This is a genomic window from Pseudorhodoplanes sp. (assembly GCF_059499825.1).
In genome coordinates this window covers 225235-244052 of record NZ_JCABZI010000013.1, presented here as the reverse complement: position 1 = coordinate 244052, position 18818 = coordinate 225235, and the positions used below count along the sequence as shown (strand labels likewise).

At 63.6% G+C, this 18818-nt stretch carries 16 protein-coding genes; 9 read left to right on the top strand and 7 right to left on the bottom strand.

Annotated features, from left to right (window positions below; translation table 11 throughout):
• Positions 1-432 precede the first annotated feature (432 nt).
• From AC5I5I_RS19490 to AC5I5I_RS19455, 8 genes are all read left to right on the top strand, one after another.
• Positions 433-1092 (top strand): TetR/AcrR family transcriptional regulator, encoded by a 660-nt coding sequence (locus AC5I5I_RS19490; RefSeq protein ID WP_495975710.1) that lies wholly within the window; start codon positions 433-435, stop codon positions 1090-1092.
• An 87-nt stretch (positions 1093-1179) separates the two neighbouring features.
• Entirely contained in the window at positions 1180-2262 is a 1083-nt protein-coding gene (locus tag AC5I5I_RS19485; protein WP_495975708.1) for a 2,5-dihydroxypyridine 5,6-dioxygenase NicX family protein, read from the top strand.
• A gap of 108 nt (positions 2263-2370) precedes the next feature.
• Complete coding sequence (locus tag AC5I5I_RS19480) at positions 2371-3198, top strand: alpha/beta hydrolase (RefSeq protein ID WP_495975706.1); 828 nt, start codon at positions 2371-2373, stop codon at positions 3196-3198.
• A gap of 1 nt (position 3199) precedes the next feature.
• Positions 3200-4708, top strand: a complete 1509-nt coding sequence (locus tag AC5I5I_RS19475) for a sugar ABC transporter ATP-binding protein (RefSeq protein WP_495975705.1) — start codon at positions 3200-3202, stop codon at positions 4706-4708.
• Positions 4709-4710: 2 nt separating this feature from the next.
• Positions 4711-5658, top strand: coding sequence for an ABC transporter permease (locus AC5I5I_RS19470; RefSeq protein ID WP_495975703.1), 948 nt, complete (start codon positions 4711-4713; stop codon positions 5656-5658).
• A 12-nt stretch (positions 5659-5670) separates the two neighbouring features.
• Positions 5671-6606, top strand: coding sequence for a substrate-binding domain-containing protein (locus AC5I5I_RS19465; protein WP_495975701.1), 936 nt, complete (start codon positions 5671-5673; stop codon positions 6604-6606).
• A 97-nt stretch (positions 6607-6703) separates the two neighbouring features.
• Positions 6704-7735 (top strand): cupin domain-containing protein, encoded by a 1032-nt coding sequence (locus AC5I5I_RS19460; protein WP_495975699.1) that lies wholly within the window; start codon positions 6704-6706, stop codon positions 7733-7735.
• A 5-nt stretch (positions 7736-7740) separates the two neighbouring features.
• A complete protein-coding gene (locus AC5I5I_RS19455) occupies positions 7741-10152 on the top strand; it encodes a xanthine dehydrogenase family protein molybdopterin-binding subunit (protein WP_495975697.1) in 2412 nt (803 codons plus the stop codon).
• Between the two features lie 603 nt (positions 10153-10755).
• On the opposite strand, the gene AC5I5I_RS19450 is transcribed toward AC5I5I_RS19455, so the two are convergent.
• From AC5I5I_RS19450 to AC5I5I_RS19420, 7 genes are all read right to left on the bottom strand, one after another.
• Positions 10756-11757, bottom strand: coding sequence for an ABC transporter ATP-binding protein (locus AC5I5I_RS19450; protein WP_495975695.1), 1002 nt, complete (start codon positions 11755-11757; stop codon positions 10756-10758).
• Positions 11754-13163 (bottom strand): amidase, encoded by a 1410-nt coding sequence (locus AC5I5I_RS19445; protein ID WP_495975693.1) that lies wholly within the window; start codon positions 13161-13163, stop codon positions 11754-11756. The genes AC5I5I_RS19450 and AC5I5I_RS19445 overlap by 4 nt, the downstream gene beginning before the upstream one ends.
• The gene (locus tag AC5I5I_RS19440; protein ID WP_495975691.1) at positions 13160-13369 is read right to left on the bottom strand and encodes a hypothetical protein; all 210 of its coding nucleotides are present in this window, start codon (positions 13367-13369) and stop codon (positions 13160-13162) included. Before AC5I5I_RS19440 ends, AC5I5I_RS19445 begins: the two co-directional genes overlap by 4 nt.
• Positions 13362-14417: an ABC transporter ATP-binding protein gene (locus AC5I5I_RS19435; RefSeq protein WP_495975689.1), complete on the bottom strand. Its 1056-nt coding sequence runs from the start codon at positions 14415-14417 to the stop codon at positions 13362-13364. The genes AC5I5I_RS19440 and AC5I5I_RS19435 overlap by 8 nt, the downstream gene beginning before the upstream one ends.
• Complete coding sequence (locus AC5I5I_RS19430) at positions 14404-15291, bottom strand: ABC transporter permease (protein ID WP_495758394.1); 888 nt, start codon at positions 15289-15291, stop codon at positions 14404-14406. The genes AC5I5I_RS19435 and AC5I5I_RS19430 overlap by 14 nt, the downstream gene beginning before the upstream one ends.
• Before the next feature lie 3 nt (positions 15292-15294).
• A complete protein-coding gene (locus AC5I5I_RS19425) occupies positions 15295-16239 on the bottom strand; it encodes an ABC transporter permease (protein ID WP_495975687.1) in 945 nt (314 codons plus the stop codon).
• A gap of 115 nt (positions 16240-16354) precedes the next feature.
• Entirely contained in the window at positions 16355-17956 is a 1602-nt protein-coding gene (locus tag AC5I5I_RS19420; RefSeq protein ID WP_495975685.1) for an ABC transporter substrate-binding protein, read from the bottom strand.
• An 89-nt stretch (positions 17957-18045) separates the two neighbouring features.
• Between AC5I5I_RS19420 and AC5I5I_RS19415 the strand changes: the two genes are divergently transcribed.
• Positions 18046-18795 carry an aspartate/glutamate racemase family protein gene (locus AC5I5I_RS19415; protein WP_495975683.1) on the top strand — a complete coding sequence of 250 codons (750 nt, stop codon included), beginning with the start codon at positions 18046-18048 and terminating at the stop codon, positions 18793-18795.
• Positions 18796-18818 lie beyond the last annotated feature (23 nt).

Here is an 18818-nt window from a genome sequence, read left to right as displayed (position 1 = left end):
CTGAACTTGCGCCGATCCGATACGCCATACCCCGATGGGAGATAGAACTATCAAAAAGCAGAACAATGCCCCTTTTCGCGCTCGATTTCAGAGAGTGTTGGATCCCAGTTCCTCTCGCTCCGCCAAGTCCTACAAGATCTGATCTCTCCCTGTACCGGCGCGGTTAACCGCTATTGTTCGGTTTTCCAATCAGACGTCAGTCCCGACCCACTCCTGGCGGGTTCCATAAGCATTCTCTCAAATGCCGTTTTTCGCTGGACATCGGACTTCGTGTGCGAAGTCCCGAGGTCCGGAAAGGCGGGCGGCAAGGATGCATACCCGGTTCACGCGCGAGCAGATCCCAGCGCAGAGCGCGTGGCGCGCGCTGGAGCCGCGCGCTAACCTTTATCCTGCCGCTCGCCGCAATCAAACCACGGCCCAAGATTCACGTTCATGGCTCAAGTCAAAAAACCCAAGGTCCGGGACGCCATCGTCGCCAGCGCCTACGAGCTGTTTCGCGACCAGACCTATCTTCGCACCTCGGTCGCAGAGATTGCCCGCAACGCGGGAATTGTTCCGTCGAACGTCTATGTCTACTTCGATTCGAAGTTCGAGATTTTCTACGCGGCGTACGAACCCTGGCTTAAAAAACGCCTGATGCGGCTCGAGCGCCAGTTGTCGAAAATCGAAGACGCCGATCAACGCCTGGTTCGCATCATTCAGGCGTTGTGGATCGACATGCCGGTCGAGGACAACGGATTCGCCAACAACCTGATGCAGGCCGTGTCCACGACGGACAAGGACGAGCCCTATCGCAGCGACCTGTTGTCGCGTTCCGAAAAAACTCTGTCGCAACTGCTCCGCCGCGCCCTACCCGAGGCGCGCATGGACGACGGCGAGTGCGACCGTTTGGCTCATATCCTGCTGATGGCCTTCGACGGCTTCATTGTCCGCAACCATGTAGGAGGAACGCGCCCCGACATGTCGCGCATCGTAACTACGATGGCAAAACTCGTGACCGGCAGACCGATCTCCGATGCCGCCTCCCTGAACGGGGCACGCCGCCGCAGGCCGGCGCGGGGCAGAAAGACCCAATTGACGCGGGGCCATTAATGAACATCATTCTCTATTGACGCCGCCATCGCGGCGCTGGAATACTTGTCAATCGGTATCCTGCAAGTCACCCCGCTGGAGACGGACATGATTGCGTCTGCGATTAGATCGACCGAGATCAACCCCGGCAAGCTCGGCTTCCTGTTCAAGAAGCAGTTCGAGATGTCCAAGGTGAAGCCGGGAGAGACCATCGCCCTGGTCAGCGACCTCGCCACCCGCATCGAATACATCGAAGCCGCGTTCGCCGCAGCGGAACAACTCGGCGCAGACGTCTACGACATGCGGGTCAACTCGATCCCGTCATGGACCAAGGTCGGCGTACCCACGATCGGCAAGTGCAAAGGCACGCTGGAGGCGGTGAAGGCCGCCGACCTGATCGTGATCTTCCATGTTCCGCTGTTCACCAAGTGGCTGAAGGAGGTCATGGACGGCGGCACCCGCGTGCTGATGATCATCGACGCCCCCGACGAACTCGAGCAATTGATGTCCCCGCCCGGGCTGAAGGAGGCGCTGAAACACGCCGAGCAGCGCTACCGGAAGACCCGCGAAGTCCGCGTCACATCGGACGCCGGCACCGACCTGACCTATTCATGCGGCGAGTATCCGGTCATGACCCAATGGGGATATGCGGATGAGCCCGGCCACTTCGACCACTGGGGCGGCGGCCATATCCATACCTTTCCGAATGAAAGCTCGGCACGCGGAACGGTCGTGATCCAGCCTGGCGACATCATCATCCTGCCCTACTGCCGTTACGTGCAGGACGCCATCCATCTCGACGTAAAGGATGGGTTCATAACGAAAATCGACGGTGGCCTCGATGCCAAGCTGATGCGGGACTGGCTGGAGGACGGCAAGGCCGACGAGAACGACCGCGACCCATATGCGCTGTCGCATCTCGGCTGGGGTCTCAATCCGCAGGCTCGCTGGTATTCGCTGGCGATGAATGGCGACGAGCCCGAGCGCCATCGCGCCGGAGCGCGGGTGTTCGCGGGCAATTTCCTGTTCTCGACCGGGCCGAATTCACAGGGCGGCGGCAAGCGCACGACGCGCGGGCATTACGACGTGCCGATGCGCGACTGCACCGTCATGCTGGACAACGAGATCATTATCGACAAGGGACGCGTGGTCGATCCGAAAATGCGGGTTGCGCGCGTCCAGGTAAGCTGAAGCAGGCGCGGGCCGCGAGACAGGCCCGCTGCCCGCAATTAACAAGAAACGAACTGCGCAGAACGAAGCGGCGGTCGAAACCGCCGTCCCGACCACGAGAGGCGTTGCGTGACGCTCGACGAGTATCCGCCGCAGGAGCCGTTCACGGCGATCGGCGCCCGCTATCATGACGAGGTGCTGCGACGTGGCGCATCAGTCACCGGCGTCGAGTCCCGCTATGGCGCGGATCCCTATTGCTCGCTGACGATCGTTCCGGCGGCAGAGCCGAATGGCGACGTGCTGGTCGTTTTTCACGGCGGCGGATGGACCAACGGCTATAAGGAGTGGATGCTGTTCATGGCGCCGGCGCTGACCGCGCTTGGCGTCACCTTCGTGACCGCCGGATACCGGCTCGCGCCTCAACACGTCTACCCGACCCAGCTTCACGACGCATACGATGCGATCGCCGCAGTCCATCGCCTCATTCCGGAATACGGCGGCGACCCTGACCGCATCTTCGTGGGCGGCCATTCCGCCGGCGGCCACCTTGCTGCGCTGGCCGGCTTGCGCACAGGCTGGACCGCATCACGGAATTTGCCCGACAGGGTGATCCGCGGCGCGCTGCCGATTTCCGGCACCTATCTCTTCGGTCCGCAGTCCGGATTAGCGATGCGCCCGCGTTTTCTGGGACCCGAGGGCAACGGCCAGGAGCATGATGCGTCCCCGCTGTCGCATGTCGGACCGCGCATGCCACCGTTGCTGGTCAGCTACGGCGCCAACGACTTCCCGCATCTGCGCCAGCAGGCGCAGGATTTTATCGCCGCCATGCGCGCGCACGGTAACGACGTGACCGAGTGCGAGTTGCCGGACTGCGACCATCTGGGCGCGAGCTACGCAAGTGGCGAACCTGCATCCGGCTGGAGCAGCAAGGCGGCGGCGTGGATGCGGGAGCATTGATATGACCGCCCCCGCCGATCTCGCGCCACCCTTGGGCAATGCCATTACGGTCAGCGGACTGACAAAGGCATTCGGCGCCACCAGAGCACTCGATTCGGTCGACTTCACGCTCAACTTCGGCGAAACGCATGCGCTTGTCGGCGAAAACGGCGCTGGTAAATCGACCCTGATCCGCATTCTCGGCGGCGTGCATCGCGCCGACGGCGGTACGATCGCGATCGCCGGGGAAGTACGCAGTTTTGCCAGTCCGCATGACGCCATCCTTTCGGGTGTCGTCACCATTCCGCAGGAATTGCGGATGGTGCCGGCGCTCTCGATTGCGGAGAATATCGCGCTCGGACAGCTGCCGACGCGTAGGCTGTTCGGCATCCTTCCTGCCATCGATCGCCGCCGGATGCGCGAAGAAGCCCGCCTTTATCTCGACCAGCTCAATTTCACCGCCGATCTCGACCGCCCGGTCCACAGCCTGAGCTTTGCCGAACGCCAGCTCGTTGCCATAGCGAAGGCGCTGCGGCTGAAATGCCGGATCTTCATTCTCGACGAACCGACCGCCGCGCTGGAAGACCGCGAAATCGAACGGCTGTTCGAAGTGATCGCGCGGATGAAGGCCCAGGGCACCGCGATCATCTATATCTCGCACCGGCTCGATGAAATCGTCACCCTGGCCGACCGCTGCACCGTCCTGCGCGACGGCAAACTGGTCGGCACCCGTTCACGCGGGACGTTCACCACGGCCGACCTCGTCGAGGACATGACCGGCAAGATGGCGCAGGATGTGGTGACCGAGCACGTGACGCCCGGCCCGCCCCTCGTCGAGGAGATCGACGAGCGGGCCGACCGGATGATGGTGCGGGAAAATGAAGCGGTCGGCCTGGCGGGGCTGCTTGGCAGCGGCAGCGACAGGATTGTCCGGCGGCTGTTCGGACTTGGCTCAGACCGTCCTCAGGTCCGGCTCGCCGGCGGAAACGTGCGCCGCTTCACCCGGCCCGCCGACGCCATTGCTGCCGATATCGGTTTCGTGCCGGGCGAGCGCGCGCTGGGCCTGGTGATGAATCTATCGGTCAGGGACAATATCCTGCTGCCCTCGCTGACCCGGGACAATCATCTGCTCTGGGTCAACCGCAAGGCCGGCGATGCGGTCGTGACCGCATTGATGGACCTACTCGATATCCGGCCGCGCCGGCCGGAATTGCGGGTCGGCTCGCTGTCGGGCGGCAACCAGCAGAAAGTCATTATCGCCAAGTGGCTGGCGCGAAAGGTCACGACGCTTCTGCTCGACGAGCCTACGCACGGAATTGACATTGCCGCGAAGATGCATGTCCACGCGCTGATCCGGCAATTCACCAAAGACGGCGGCGGGGTGATCGTCAGTTCGAGCGATCTCGCCGAACTGGCGCGCATCTGCGACACAGTGCTGTCGGTCAAGAACCGCCGCATCGTCAGCCGGATCGAGCGGCGGGATGGATTGGACGAGGGACGCTTGCGCGCCTCGATCGGAGGAAAGCACTGACTATGACTCAGGGCGCCAATGTCTCGTCGCGTCTGCTTGGACAGATTCCGCTGCTCACGCTCATCGGGCTGTGCGTCGTGACCACGCTGCTGACGGATCGTTTCCTCTCGCCGATCAACCTGAACAATATTCTTGTTCAGTCCTCGATCATGGCCGTGATCGCCATGGGAATGACCTTCGTCATCATCGGCGGCGGGTTCGATCTGTCAGTCGGATCGACGGCGGCATTGTCCGCCTGCACATCGGCCATGGTGATGCTGGAGGCAGGTATCGGTGCCGGAGTGGTGGCAGGCATCGCGGTCGGCGCCGGCGTCGGGTTGGTCAACGGCATCATCATCGCCTATCTGAAGGTCAATCCCTTCATCACGACCCTCGGCACCATGGTGCTGTTTCGCGGCGTCGTGTTCCTGATCACCGGCGGCGCGCCGGTGGAGGGCGAATACGGCCTGCCCTCGAGCTTCGTCGCCTTCGGCTCCGCACGATTTCTTGGCATCCATGCACTGGTCTGGGTGCCGATCATCCTGCTGATCGTGCTGTCCTGGGTGATGCACGCAACGCCGTTCGGCCGGCAGATCTATGCCACCGGCGGCGGACGTGAGGCCGCCTTTCTGTCGGGCGTGCCGGTCAATCGCATCACCGCTTCGACCTATGTCATCTGCGGCGCTCTCGCCGGCGTCGCCGGCGTCATGCTCGCCGCACGCCTGCAATCCGGGCAGCCGACCGCGGGCGAGTTCTACGAGTTGACCGCAATCGCGGCGGTCGTACTCGGCGGCGCTGCCCTGCATGGCGGCGAAGGCACGCTCTACAAGAGCGTGATCGGCGTCTTCATCATGATCATTCTCGGCAACAGCCTGAACCTGCTGAATGTCGATTCCTATTGGCAGCGCGTCGCTATCGGCGCTGTCATTATCGTTGCTGCGGCAGCGGATAGCCTGCGATCGAAGCGTTAACGGAGAGGGACAATGAAAAAGCTCAGTTTGCTGTTTGCGTCTGCACTTGCGGTAGTCGGGCTGGCCCTGGCTCCCGCTGACAATGTCCATGCCCAGGGCAAGACCACGATCGGTGTGGCCTTCCCGCAGGATGACAACCCCTTCTATATCGCCATGCTTCGCGGGGTGCGCGCACGTGCGCAGGAGCTGGGCTGGGAGGTGGTCGCGGTATCGTCTAATGAAGACAAGCTCAAGCAGATCAACGGCGTCCAAGATCTTGTCGCCCGCGGCGTCAAGGGAATCCTGATCTCGCCGATCGATGCAACCGGCGTTAACGCGGCCTATGACGCAGCGGCCGCCGGCAAGGTGCCGATCGTCTCGGTCGCCCGCGGATCGACCTCTCCCAATCAGACGCTGCATGTCGCCATGGACGAGAAGCAGATCGGCCGCGATATCGCCGAATGGACGGCAAAGCAGGTCGGCGGCAAGGGCAAGGTCGCGATGCTGCTCGGCCCGTCGGGCGCTCCTACCTTCCGCAACCTCGCGGAAGGCTATACCGAGGTTATGGCCAAGTATCCGGATATCAGCATCGCCTTCCGCACCGACGGACCGCTCACGCGCGAACGGGGCCTGAAGAATGCGGAGGATGCACTGGTCGCGCATCCGGATCTCGTCGCGATCTACACCGCCAATGACGACGTCGCGCTCGGTGCGACCCAGGCCGTGCTCGCCGCCAATCGCAAGGGCAAGACCCTGGTCACCGGGATGAACGGCGTGCCGCCAGCGTTGCGCTCGCTGAAGGAAGGCAATCTCGGCATGACCATCGAGCTCAATCCGGTGCTGTGGGGCCGGATGGGAGTGGATGTGCTGTCCGAATATCTGAAGGGCAGCAAGATCGAACCGCGCGTCTTCATCAAGCACGTCATTATCGACAAGGACAACATCGACCAGAAGCTGCCGAAGAGCTGAACCAGGAAATGTGTGGCGGGCGATCGGCCCGTCACACCTTTCTATTGTCCAACAAGCGGCGAAGCCGCGGCCCCTGACTTTCTACGGAGACGATCCCATGGCGCATGCAGCCGCCGAAATTGGCGCCGGCACCCCTTACGTTCGCGAGGTCGAACAGGCGCAATTGCATCCGCTCTGGGACCGCTACAAGCGCATCACCCCGATGCAGCCGCGTCCGGCCGACACGCCGTATCAATGGAAATGGCAGGTCACGGAAGAATTCCTGCACCGTGCAGTGGCAGAAGTGCCGATTGAGGATATCGAGCGGCGCGCCCTGATCATGTCGCATCCCTGTTTTGGCGACGAGACCGCCACCACCGGCACCCTGCTCGGCGCGTTTACGGTTCTCGATCCCGGCGAGCAGGCCCGGCCCCACCGGCACACCGGCGCCGCAATCCGATTTGCGACGCAGGCCGACGGCGCCGCAACCATCGTCAACGGCCGCTGGTGCGACATGAAAGCCGGCGATCTGATCCTGACGCCGCCGATGGCGTGGCACGGCCACATCAATCCGAGCGAGAAGCGCATCATCTGGTTCGATGCGGCCAACATGCCACTCCTCCGCGGCCTGAACGCGCATTTCTTCGAACCGGGCGATCCAAAAAACGAAAATTTCTGGAAAGTCGATGAGGGCGACGAGCGTCGCTGGCGCGCCGCAGGACTCGCGGTCGCCAACGCGCCGACCGGTCAGCCAAGTTCGCCGAAATATCGCTATCCCGGTGACGTCACCCGGCAGGCGCTCAGCGAGATGTCATCAGGCCCGGATGGATCGCGATTGCTGCGCTATATCAATCCGGAAACCGGCGGCGCAGTGATGTCGACGCTGGATTGTTATGCCATGCGACTGAGCAAGGATGTAGAGACCCGTCCGAAGCGCGGGGCTTACTCCATGATTTGTCTTGTGGTCTCGGGTCAGGGCCGTTCGCAGATCGGCGACAAGACCTTCGAATGGTCCCAGCACGATGTCTTCACCGTGCCGTCATGGTCCTGGGCGAGCCATCGCGCCATCTCCGGCGACGCCGATCTTTTCATCGTTTCGGACAAGGTCGTGTTCGAAAAGCTCGATGTTCTCCGAGAGGAAGTTCAGTAGCGCGGATGGCCGAGGACGCCCCCGGTAACACCGAGATCGGCGATCCCGCCGATGCAATAGGCGCGCCGCTTCGCCGGGTGGAGGATATCCGCTTTCTGACCGGCCAGGGCCGGTATGTCAGCGACATCGAATGTGCGGGCGCACTTCATGCGGTCTTCGTCCGATCGGTGCATGCGCACGCGCATATCCGCAATATCGACAAAGACGAAGCGCTGTCCCTACCGGGCGTCGTGGCGGTGTTCACCGGGGACGACATGCGCGCCGACTCGGTTGGACCGATGCGTGCGATGTGGGCGATCAAGGGCCCCGACGGCACGCCGATGGCCGAGCCGGATCGCTTTGCGCTGGCGCGCGGAACGGTGCGCCATGTCGGCGAGCCGGTAGCAGTCGTCATCGCGAAGACGCCGAATGCGGCACTGGACGCCGCCGAGCGCGTCGACGTCGATTACGACGTTCTGCCCGCGCTGCCAAGCGCAGCGGGTGCGCTCGCCGCAGGCGCCCGGCAGATTCACGACGTCGCACCTGGCAATGTCTGCTTTCGCTGGCTCCGCGGCGATCACCAAAAGGTCGCCGCCGTTTTTGAGAGCGCCGCTCATGTCGTGCGGATGGATATCGTCAACCAGCGCATCGGCGGCGCTGCCATCGAGCCCCGCGCATTGATTGCGTTACCCCCGCGCGGGCAGGACAAGCTGACGCAGTATAGTTCAACGCAGGTGCCGCATCACATCCGCCGCCTCGTCACGGAGCAGCTTGGAATCAGCGAGGCCCGGATGCGGGTGGTCGCGCCCGATGTCGGCGGCGGCTTTGGCTACAAGGGCAAGCTCTATCCCGAAGAATCCATTCTGCCATGGGCCGCGATGCGGCTCGGCCGGCCGGTGCGCTGGAGCGCGACGCGGTCGGAAAGCTTTCTGTCGGACTATCAGGCGCGCGATCATACGACGCATGCGGAACTGGCCGTTAGCGCTGACGGCGATTTCCTGGCCCTGCGTGTGCGCACCATCGCCAATGTCGGAGCCTATGTTTCAACCTTTGGCGCGGCCATCCCGAGCGCGATCTATTCGGCCCTGCTTGCGGGCGTCTACCGCACCCCCGCCATCAGCGTGGAATGCTTTGGGGTGTTCAGCAACACCGTGCCGACCGACGCCTATCGCGGCGCCGGGCGGCCGGAAGCCTGCTACGTGCTGGAATGTCTTGCGGACCGCGCCGCTGCCCAACTCGGCCTTGATCGTGCTGAAATTCGGCGGCGCAACCTGATCCCGACAGAGGCGATGCCCTATCAGACCCCGATTGGGCCGAGCTACGACAGCGGCAACTTCCCGCGCCTGTTCGACCGCGCACTCGCGGCCGCGAACTATGATGGCTTCAGCGACAGACGTCGCGAGACCGAGCGCCGCGGTCGGCTGCGCGGGATCGGCCTGGCCTGTTTTGTTGAATCGTCGGGCGTCGCACCATCGCGCTTTGCCGGCATGCTGGGCGCCCGGGCGGGCTTTTACGAATCTGCATCGGTCACGATGGAGCCCGATGGCTCAGTTTATGCTCGTCTCGGAACCCATAGCCATGGCCAGGGCCATGAGACCAGCATGGCGCAAATCCTGGCCGCGCGCCTCGGCGTCCCGTTGGAAAAAATCGCGATCGTCGAGGGGGACACCGACCTCGTGCCCTACGGAACCGGTACGTTCGGATCGCGCAGCATTTCGGTCGGCGGCTCGGCGTTAACGCTTGCGGCTGACAAGGTTGTCCGGAAGGGCAAGCTGATCGCCGCGCATCTGCTCGAGGCAGACCAGGCCGATGTGGTTTTCGATCGCGGGCGCTACAGCGTGACCGGGACAAACCATTCGGTGGCGATCAATGAGGTCGCGCGCGCCGCCTACATTCCGCATAACTTTCCGCTCGAGACACTCGAGCCCGGGCTTCAGGACATCGCGGTCTACGACCCGAAAGCCTTCGCGTTCAGCAACGGCGTGCACATCTGCGAAGTCGAAATCGATCCGGAGACAGGAAAGACGTGGCTCACTCGCTACGTCGCGGTGGACGATATCGGAACCGTCATCAATCCGATGATCGCCACCGGACAGGTGCATGGCGGCGTGGCGCAAGGCTTCGGACAGGCCGTGCTCGAGCACGTGGCCTACGATTCGGACTCGGCGCAGGCGTTGACCGGCTCGTTCATGGACTATGCGGTTCCCCGCGCCAGCGACCTGCCGTTTTTCGTTTCCGAGTTCGATCAAAGTCAGCCGTGCACGCACAATCCTCTTGGAGCCAAGGGCTGCGGCGAAGCCGGAACGATTGCGGCTCCCGCAGCGATCACCGGTGCCGTTCTCGACGCGCTCAGTTCACGTGGTGTCATCGAAATCGATATGCCGATCACACCATTTCGCGTCTGGAAGGCGATACAGGGTCATCGAAACCTGCCGTGAACAGACCCCATCGCATAACTCATTTCAGTCCCGGACGAGCTTGATCGTGCGCAGTCTCTCACTTGTGTTTTCGGTGCAGCGGCTGGAATTCCAGACGCCGTCTGACACTGCCAGCCAGTGAATGGCGTGGGATGCGCGTCATTCCTGCGAGCCAAGCGTCCTGAACCATTCGGCATACGGTGTGGTCTTGACCAGGTGCCGGTTATAGTCAGGCGCCCCGTCAGTCCACCATGGCGGCCCCGCTCCCCCAACGCTATTTTGGTTTTGTTCACCTCCGCGCGCGCACGCGCAAGCGCCTGCTTGTCCCCATTTGCATCGCGCACGGCGCGCCTGGCGGCCATGAGCGCGAGGACCAGCGTGCGCCGCAAGCTGTCCGAGATATTCGGATTGGAACAGCGCCATAGTCGCTTTGCGACAACGAAATATCGTCCGTCCGGGGTTATGGGGTAGGACTTACGGGCCGGTGGCATGTCCAAAAATCGTTCTACCGCTGATCGGTCGATTATCTGGACGCACAGCTAGGCGAATAGTTCCTCAAGTCAGTGTTCGGCCGCAGTCCTGCATGGAAAGGCTTCGGGTGCCGTGCGCTGAGCGATCCGACCATTACGGCGTCGGCGCAGGATGTTGGTTCAGGGCTCGCAGATTGATGCACCGTGCAGCATGTCCGGATTCGACGGGCTCCAGCGATATGTCTCCGCGTGCACAGTCCGGCACGGCGAACGAACAGCGCGGCTTGAACGCGCACCCGGTCGGGACCGCATCAAGCCGCGGTGGCGAGCCGGGGATCGCCTCAAGCCGATGGCCGCGCTGCGCGCCATGCATGGTCGACGACAACAACCCGCGCGTATAGGGATGGGCCGGCTGCTTCACCACCTGGCGCAATGAACCGGTTTCGACAATGCGGCCAGCATACATCACGGCAATCCGGTCGCTGATCTCGACCGCGACGCCGATATCGTGGGTCACGAAGATCACCGCCATCCCGAGTTCGCGCTGCAGTTCCCGCAGCAGCAGCAGCACCTGGATCTGTACCGTGGCGTCGAGCGCCGTGGTGGGCTCGTCGGCAAGCAGAACCTTGGGACGGCACGACAAGGCCAGCGCGATCATGGCGCGCTGGCGCATTCCGCCGGACATTTCATGCGGGTAGTTGTCGAGCCGCCGCTTTGCGGAGGGAATGCGCACCCGTTCCAGCATTTCGAGCGCGCGCGCGCGGCCATCGGTGAACGAAACCTTGTCGTGCTTAACCACCGCTTCCGCGATCTGCTCGCCGATGGTGTAGACCGGATCAAGCGCCAGCATCGGTTCCTGGAAAATCATCGACACCACGCCGCCGCGCAGGTTTTCCAGCGCAACGGGATCGAGCGTCATCACGTCCCGCCCCTCGACCTTGATGCTGCCGCGCAAATCCGTGCGCTTCGGAGGCAGCATGCGAAGCAAAGCACGCAGCGTCACGCTTTTGCCGGAGCCAGATTCGCCGAGCAGTCCCAGCACCTCGCCCTGCGCGAGCTTGATGTCCACGCCGTTCAGCGCATGCACGGTCCGCTCGCCCTTGAAGCGGACATGCAGGTCGGAGATATCGACGATCGGATTTGCGGCTACGGTCATTGCGGCAGTTCCGGTACGCGAAGATGATGATCGGTGACCTGCTGGAATGCGCGGCCGAACGCCACGCAGGTCTCGTCTCCGAACGGCCGTCCGATCAGTTGCAGGCCGATCGGCAGCCCCGACGCGCTGCGCCCGGCCGGCACCACCAGCACCGGCAACCCGAGATAATTCACCGGTCGCATGAACCGCATGACGGCGACCACCAGTTCCTCTGCATTCGGGCCGCCGCCGACATCGGTCTCGTCGATCCGCGGCGCCGCCGAACGCGATGCCGGCGCCAGGATCACATCGACATCGCCGATCGCGTCGAGATGCGCCTGCAACGCCGGCCCGCGCCAGCGCAAGGCCTCGAGATACTCGATGGCGCTGTAGGCCAGTCCATTCTCCAGCCGGTTGCGCACCTGCGGCGTGTAATCTTCAGGCCGCGTGCGCAGCCAGGGCGCATGCAAGGCAGCGGCTTCCACCGCGAGCACGACGAGTGCGGCGGCCGCAACCGCGGTCTGATCCGGCAAATCGATCTTGACGATGCGCGCGCCGAGTTTCTCGAACTGCTTGATCGTGCTGTCGAGAGCCGCAGCCACATCCGGCTCAAGGCCGTCGACATAAAAGCTTGTCGGTACGCCGACGGTGAGACCTGTCACGTCGCGTTGCGCGGCGGCTTTGTCCCAAAGCGGCGAACCATCCGTAACCGGATCGAGCGGGTCGGGTCCGGCGATGGCTTCGGCGACCAGTCCGCAATCCTCGGCGCTGCGCGCCAGCGGGCCGACGGTGTCGAGCGTGAACGACAGCGGCATGGCGTTGGCCCGGCTGACGCGCCCGCTCGTGGTCTTCAATCCGGTGACGCCGCAGCAATGCGCCGGCATGCGGATCGAGCCGCCCGTGTCGGAGCCGAGCGCGGCATAGGTCATTCGCGCTGCAACCGAAGCGCCCGATCCGGACGACGAACCGCCGGTGATGCGATGCGGGTCCCAAGGATTGCGCGCGGGACCGAGATAGGCGTTGTGCCCGGTCGGGCCATAGGCGAATTCCGCCATGTGCAGCGCACCGATGCGGATCGCGCCCGCGTCTTCCAGGCGGGAGATTGCAGTCGAGGTGGCGGGCGCAATCCAGCCCTCTCGGACTTTCGATCCGCATCCGGCCGGCTCGCCCTTGATATAGTACATATCCTTGTGCGCCAGCGGCACGCCGTGCAGCGACCCCTTCGGCCCGGATGCCGCCAGTTCCGCGTCTGCATCCCTTGCCGCCTGCAAAGCCGCATCCTTGTCGACCCGGACGAAGGCATTCAGCAGCGGTTGCCACTTGTCGATTCGCGCCAGCAGCGCCTGCGTCGCTTCGACCGACGACAACCTGCGCGCACGAATAGCGTCCGCCGCATCCGCGAGCGAGAGCAGCGCCGGATCGCTCACGGCTTCACCCCGCTCTTGGCTCCGCGCCGCGCGATCATCGTGTAGGTCGCAGGTTCGACCTCGAATGCGATCGCGATATCCTCCTGCGCCATACGTGCGGCCACCGGCGTAACCGCCTTTGCGATCCGCGCCGGCGAGCCGTCGGGCAATGGAATGCGCGCCGCCTTCGCCATCATTGCAACGCGCTCCGGGGTGACATCAGCCATGGTTCGCCCCGCGGCTGCCGGCAAGCGAGTGCCCGGAATTCGGGTCAACCATGAAGCAAGCCGCGACATGCCGATCCTGCCCTGCGGGATACAGCTGCGGCGCCTTTGCGCTGCAGACATCCTCGGCAAAGGCGCAACGCGTATGGAATCGGCAGCCGGATGGCGGATTGATCGGATTAGGAGGGTCGCCCGCGATCGGCGGATTTTGCGTGCGGTTATCGGGATCGAGTGACGGCATCGCCGCAAACAATGCCTCGGTATAGGGGTGGCAGGGTGTGTTCCACATCGCCTCGACCGGCCCGCTTTCCACCACCTCGCCGAGATACATCACCACGATCCGGTCGCTGATGAAGCGGATCACGTTGAGGTCGTGCGAAATGAAGATGTAGGTCAGACCGAATTCGTTCTTCAGATCGATCAGCAAATTGATGACCTGGGCCTCCACCGACTTGTCGAGCGCGGAGACCGCCTCGTCGAGGATCACCAGCCGCGGCGATAGCGCCAGCGCGCGGGCAATGTTGACGCGCTGTTTTTGTCCGCCGGACAATTCGTGCGGATAGCGGCCCGCGAACACGGCAGGATCGAGCCCGACCTTGCGCAGCAATTCGTGCGCGCGCTCGCGTGCCGCATCCGCAGCGAGCCCGTGCACGCGCGGTCCGAACGCCACGGTATCCTCGACCGTCAGGCGCGGGTTGAGCGAGGCATAGCTGTCCTGAAACACCATCTGGACCCGGCGGCGCAGGTCGCGCATCGACAGCGCCGAACCCACCGCCTCTCCGTCGAACAGAATGCGGCCCTGGTCATAGGGCATCAGCCCGACGATCAGGCGAGCGGTCGTCGATTTGCCGCAGCCGGACTCGCCGACAAGCCCCACCACCTCGCCCTTGTCGACGGAGATCGAAACGTCGTCGACCGCGCGTACCACGCTCTTGCTGCCGAACGGTCCGCCGCCGACATTGAAATGCTTGACCAGGTTCTGCACCTGTAGGAGCGGCTGGGCCGGACCGCCGATATCGGCCGCGGGCGCGAGCGTCTCAGCTTCTGACATCCATAGCACTCCGCAGGCCGTCGCTCAGAAGGTTGAAGCAGATCGAGACGGCAAAGATCATCACCCCCGGCAACGCCGCCACCCAAGGATTGACGTAGATCGCCGTACGTAGCGTGTTGAGCATCAGTCCCCATTCCGGCTCCGGCGGCCTGGTGCCGAGACCGAGGAATGAAAGCCCGGCGGCGAGGATCATGCACACGCTGATCAGGCTGGTGGTGTAGACGAAGATCGGGCCCAAGACGTTGCCGAGTACATGCACCCGCATGATAGTCAGGGCATTGGCGCCGGACGCGCGCGCGGCATCGACGAAGTCCAGATTGCGCACGCTGGTGGTGACACTTTCGGCGACGCGGACGATCGGCGGAATGAACACGATCGTCAGCGAGAGCACACTGTTGAAAATACCTGCGCCAAGCGCGCCCGAAATGGCGATGGCCAGCAGCACCGACGGAAACGCGTAGAAGATGTCGATCGTGCGCATGATCATCTGATTGACGACGCCACCGACATAACCCGCGGTCGCGCCCAGCGTGGTCCCGATCAGAAACGCGAGGAACACCGGAAACAGTCCGATGAACAGCGTCAGCCGCCCGCCATAGATGAGGCGCGAGAGCATGTCGCGGCCGAGTTCGTCGGTGCCCAGCGGATAGCCGGGCGTCCCGATCGGACGGAGCCTGCGGATCATGCTGCCCTGATAGGGATCGGCTAGGCCGAGCCAGGGTGCGAAGATTGCGGCCAGCGCGATCAGCAGGATCACCAGCGCGCAGCCAACGCTGACCGGGTCGCGCGCGAGCCGGCGCGTAACGCCGCCCCAGTAACCGCGCGCGCGCGTCGGTGGGATTGGCTCGACGACGTCCTCGGCCATCACGCTCATTGCTTACGCCCGCTTGATGCGTGGGTCGATCGCCGCCTGCAGCACATCGACAATAAGATTGAGCACCACGAAGAACAGCGCCAGCACCAGGATCGTGCCCTGAAGCAGTGGCAAATCGCGCTGGAATATCGCCGAGTTGAGCAGGAAGCCCGTGCCCGGCCAGGAGAATACGGTCTCGATCAGGATCGAACCGCCGAGCAGATAACCGAGTTGCAGGCCCATGACCGCGATCGCGGTCGGCGCTGCATTCTTGAGGATATGACGAAACACACGGACTTCATCCAGGCCCTTCGAGCGCAACGCCAGCACAAATTCCTGCGACAGCAGATCGCCGACCAGCGCACGCACCGTACGGCTGACAATGCCCATCGGGATCACCGACATGGTGATCGCGGGCAGGATCAGATACTGGATGTGATCCCAGTCCCAGGCCCAGCCGCCCGGCCCTGCGCCCACCGCCGGAAGCCAGCCCAGGATCACCGAAAACACGATCACCAGGACCATGCCGAGCCAGTAATGCGGGGTCGACACACCTGCGATCGAAATCGTGGTGACGACCTTGTCGATCCATGAATCCCGGAAATAGCCGGCCAGTATTCCGAACAGCAGTCCGAAGAAGAAACCGATCAGGCTCGCGACCACCGCAAGCCGGAGCGTATTGACGACCGCGCGCATCACCTCCTCGGTGACGGAACGTCCCGAGGCGATCGATGTGCCAAGATCGCCGTGCAACGCGTTCCAGATCCAGATGCCGAATTGCACCGGTAGCGGCCGGTCGAAGCCGTACGCCTTGCGCATCTGCGCGGCCAGTTCCTGCGAGGCATCGGGCGGCAGCACCGACACCAATGGATCGCCGGGCGCGATATGGACGAGGAGGAAGCAGACCAGAGCCACGGCGATCACCACCGGGATGGCAAGGACGATGCGCTTGACGATATAGACAAGCATCGAAATCTCACTTCCGAACTGGCATAATTCCAGACTGCCGCGCGTATGTCCGCATCTTATTGTCCCCCAGTCAATGGCCGCCGCGCCGCGTCACCGGGCCACTTCCCGCGCAAGCTCACCGCGCCATCGTGATCGACGAGAAGTTCTGGAACCAGTTTTTCGCCTGCACGAAGCCCTTGACCTTGGGGCTCATCGCACGCGGGTTCACGTCGTGGGTGACCATGAGGAACAGCGCATCGTCGACGAATTTCTCATGCACTTTCTGCAGGACCTTGGTCTGTTCCACCGGGTCGAAGGTGGTGCGGATCGCATCGAACATCTTGTCCATGTCCGGATCGCAATAGTGACCCCAGTTGGTGCCGCCGGGCGGGGCGAGATTGCATTGCAGGTGCCGGATGAAGCCGGTGAACGGGTCCTGGATGAAGTAGCTGTAGTTCATCGCCGTGCCGCCGCGCGTCGACGCATCCTTCGCACCGGCGCGCCAGATATTGATCAGCACGTTCCATTCGACGACTTCGAACGCGACCTGGATTCCCGCCTCCGCCAGGTTCTGCTGCACGAATTCGTTCATGGTGAGCGGCTGCATCTGGCCGGAGCCGGATGTCGAAATCAGAATCTTGGTCTTGAGCGGCTTGCCCGGGCCGTATCCGGCTTCAGCCAGCAGTTTCTTCGCCAGCGCGAGATCGCGCTTCAGCACGAATGACGGCTTGCCGAACCACTGGTGACCCGGCGGAAAGAAACCCTCAGCCGGGATCATCAGGCCGCCCAGCAACTCCTTCATGCCCTCGCGATCGACCGCGAGATTGGCCGCCTTCCGGACGCGGATATCGTTCCAGGGCGAGCCTTCGATGCGCGAAAAATGCCAGGTCCAGTTATGCGGATAGGCATTCGCCACGATTTCGAAGCCGGCCTTCTTCAGGGAGGGGATGGCGTCGGGCGATGGCGCCTCGATCCAGTCGACCTGACCCGATCGCAGCGCCGCGACGCGAGTGTTTGCTTCCGGCAATGGCAGCAGAACCAGCCGGTCGAGTTTCGGACGGCGCGTCTCATCCCAGTATTCCGCGTTCGGCACGAGTTCGGCCCGCTCACGCGGGACGAACGCCGCCAGCTTCCACGGGCCTGTGCCGGACGGCGTCTTCGCAAACGCATCCCAGCTCTTGCCGACCTTCTCCCACTGGGCCGGCGATGACATCATGATCCACGCGATCTGATACGGCAGGGTGGCGTCGGGAGACTTGGTAGTGATCTCGACCTGGTATTTGTCAATTGCCCGGTAGCTCGCGACCGCCGGGATGCGGGAGCGGCCCTGGCCCGACTGCCGGGGATCGAATTGCGGGCTGTCGTTCTTCAGGAGCTTGTCGAGATTCCAAACCACCGCGTCGGCGGTGAATTCCGAACCATCATGGAATTTCACGCCCTCGCGCAATGTGAAGAGCCATTTGGTCTTGTCGCTTTCGTCGGCGCTCCATTTCGTGGCAAGACCCGGCGACAATTCGGACGGCTTGTCGGCGGATGAGAGGTCCCAGTTGATGAGCGCATCATAGACCGTGTAGCCCATGAAGCGCTGGCCCTCGCCGCCCTGGTCGGTCTGACCGGTGGTGAGAGGGATGTCGGACGCGGTCATCCCGATGCGCAGGACGCCTTGCGCTGACGCTTGCTGTGCGGCGCCGGAGAATACCAGTGCAGCCCCGAGCGCGACGATACGGAAACCGATCATAGCCCCTCCACGACGGTTAGCACTTGCGGCGGCCGCCGCTCCGTTCCAGTGAAAGAGCAAGGCTTGTGCCAAGCGAAATGGAGGACGCGATGCGGCTGTTGCTTCTCAATGCGAATGCCAGCCAGTCCATTACCGATCTGGTGGTGGCCGCCGCCCGGCCGCTCGCAAAGCCCGGCACTGAACTGATCGGCGCAACCGGGCGTTTCGGGCCACGCTATATCGGCACCCGCGCCGCCTATGCGATCGCCAGCCATGCGGCGCTCGATGCCTATGCCGCATTCGGGCACGGCGCAGACGGGGTGGTGCTCGCCTGCTTCGGCGATCCCGGCCTCGGCGCGCTGCGGGAGGTTGCATCGGTGCCGGTTCTCGGAATGGCGGAGGCAGGATGCCTTGCGGCAGCGCGAGGCGGGCGCCGTTTTGCCGTTGTGACCGGCGGTGAGCGCTGGATCCCGATGCTGACCGAATATATCGGCGCGCTCGGCCTGTCGGCGCAGCTCGGCGGGGTGCATGCCGTCGCACCGACCGGCGCGGACATCGCCGCCGACCCCGACGGCAGCGTCGCGCTCCTCGCGGACGGATGCCGGACCGCGGTGAAACGTTTTGACGCGGATGTGGTCGTGCTCGGCGGGGCGGGTCTCGCACCGATCGCCCCGCGTGTCGCGGCGATGCTCGATTTTGCGGTGGTTGACGGGCTTGCCGCGGCGATCACGGCGGCCGAGGCCGCGGTTTCATCTCCCGACCCGTCCGCATTCCCGGATCGTCTGACCGATCCGCTGCCGGCGGTCGGGCTGACACCGGAGCTGAACGCGCTGCTGCAGGCGCCAAATCGCTCGACCTGAATACGAGCAGAATGGCAGCACCG

Bases quoted from the DNA above. Each gene is read 5' to 3' on its own strand.
- AC5I5I_RS19490 (WP_495975710.1), top strand. From the start codon at position 433: ATGGCTCAAGTCAAAAAACCCAAGGTCCGGGACGCCATCGTCGCCAGC.
- AC5I5I_RS19485 (WP_495975708.1), top strand. From the start codon at position 1,180: ATGATTGCGTCTGCGATTAGATCGACCGAGATCAACCCCGGCAAGCTC.
- AC5I5I_RS19475 (WP_495975705.1), top strand. From the start codon at position 3,200: ATGACCGCCCCCGCCGATCTCGCGCCACCCTTGGGCAATGCCATTACG.
- AC5I5I_RS19470 (WP_495975703.1), top strand. From the start codon at position 4,711: ATGACTCAGGGCGCCAATGTCTCGTCGCGTCTGCTTGGACAGATTCCG.
- AC5I5I_RS19465 (WP_495975701.1), top strand. From the start codon at position 5,671: ATGAAAAAGCTCAGTTTGCTGTTTGCGTCTGCACTTGCGGTAGTCGGG.
- AC5I5I_RS19460 (WP_495975699.1), top strand. From the start codon at position 6,704: ATGGCGCATGCAGCCGCCGAAATTGGCGCCGGCACCCCTTACGTTCGC.
- AC5I5I_RS19455 (WP_495975697.1), top strand. From the start codon at position 7,741: ATGGCCGAGGACGCCCCCGGTAACACCGAGATCGGCGATCCCGCCGAT.
- AC5I5I_RS19450 (WP_495975695.1), bottom strand. From the start codon at position 11,757: ATGACCGTAGCCGCAAATCCGATCGTCGATATCTCCGACCTGCATGTC.
- AC5I5I_RS19440 (WP_495975691.1), bottom strand. From the start codon at position 13,369: ATGGCTGATGTCACCCCGGAGCGCGTTGCAATGATGGCGAAGGCGGCG.
- AC5I5I_RS19435 (WP_495975689.1), bottom strand. From the start codon at position 14,417: ATGTCAGAAGCTGAGACGCTCGCGCCCGCGGCCGATATCGGCGGTCCG.
- AC5I5I_RS19430 (WP_495758394.1), bottom strand. From the start codon at position 15,291: ATGAGCGTGATGGCCGAGGACGTCGTCGAGCCAATCCCACCGACGCGC.
- AC5I5I_RS19425 (WP_495975687.1), bottom strand. From the start codon at position 16,239: ATGCTTGTCTATATCGTCAAGCGCATCGTCCTTGCCATCCCGGTGGTG.
- AC5I5I_RS19420 (WP_495975685.1), bottom strand. From the start codon at position 17,956: ATGATCGGTTTCCGTATCGTCGCGCTCGGGGCTGCACTGGTATTCTCC.
- AC5I5I_RS19415 (WP_495975683.1), top strand. From the start codon at position 18,046: ATGCGGCTGTTGCTTCTCAATGCGAATGCCAGCCAGTCCATTACCGAT.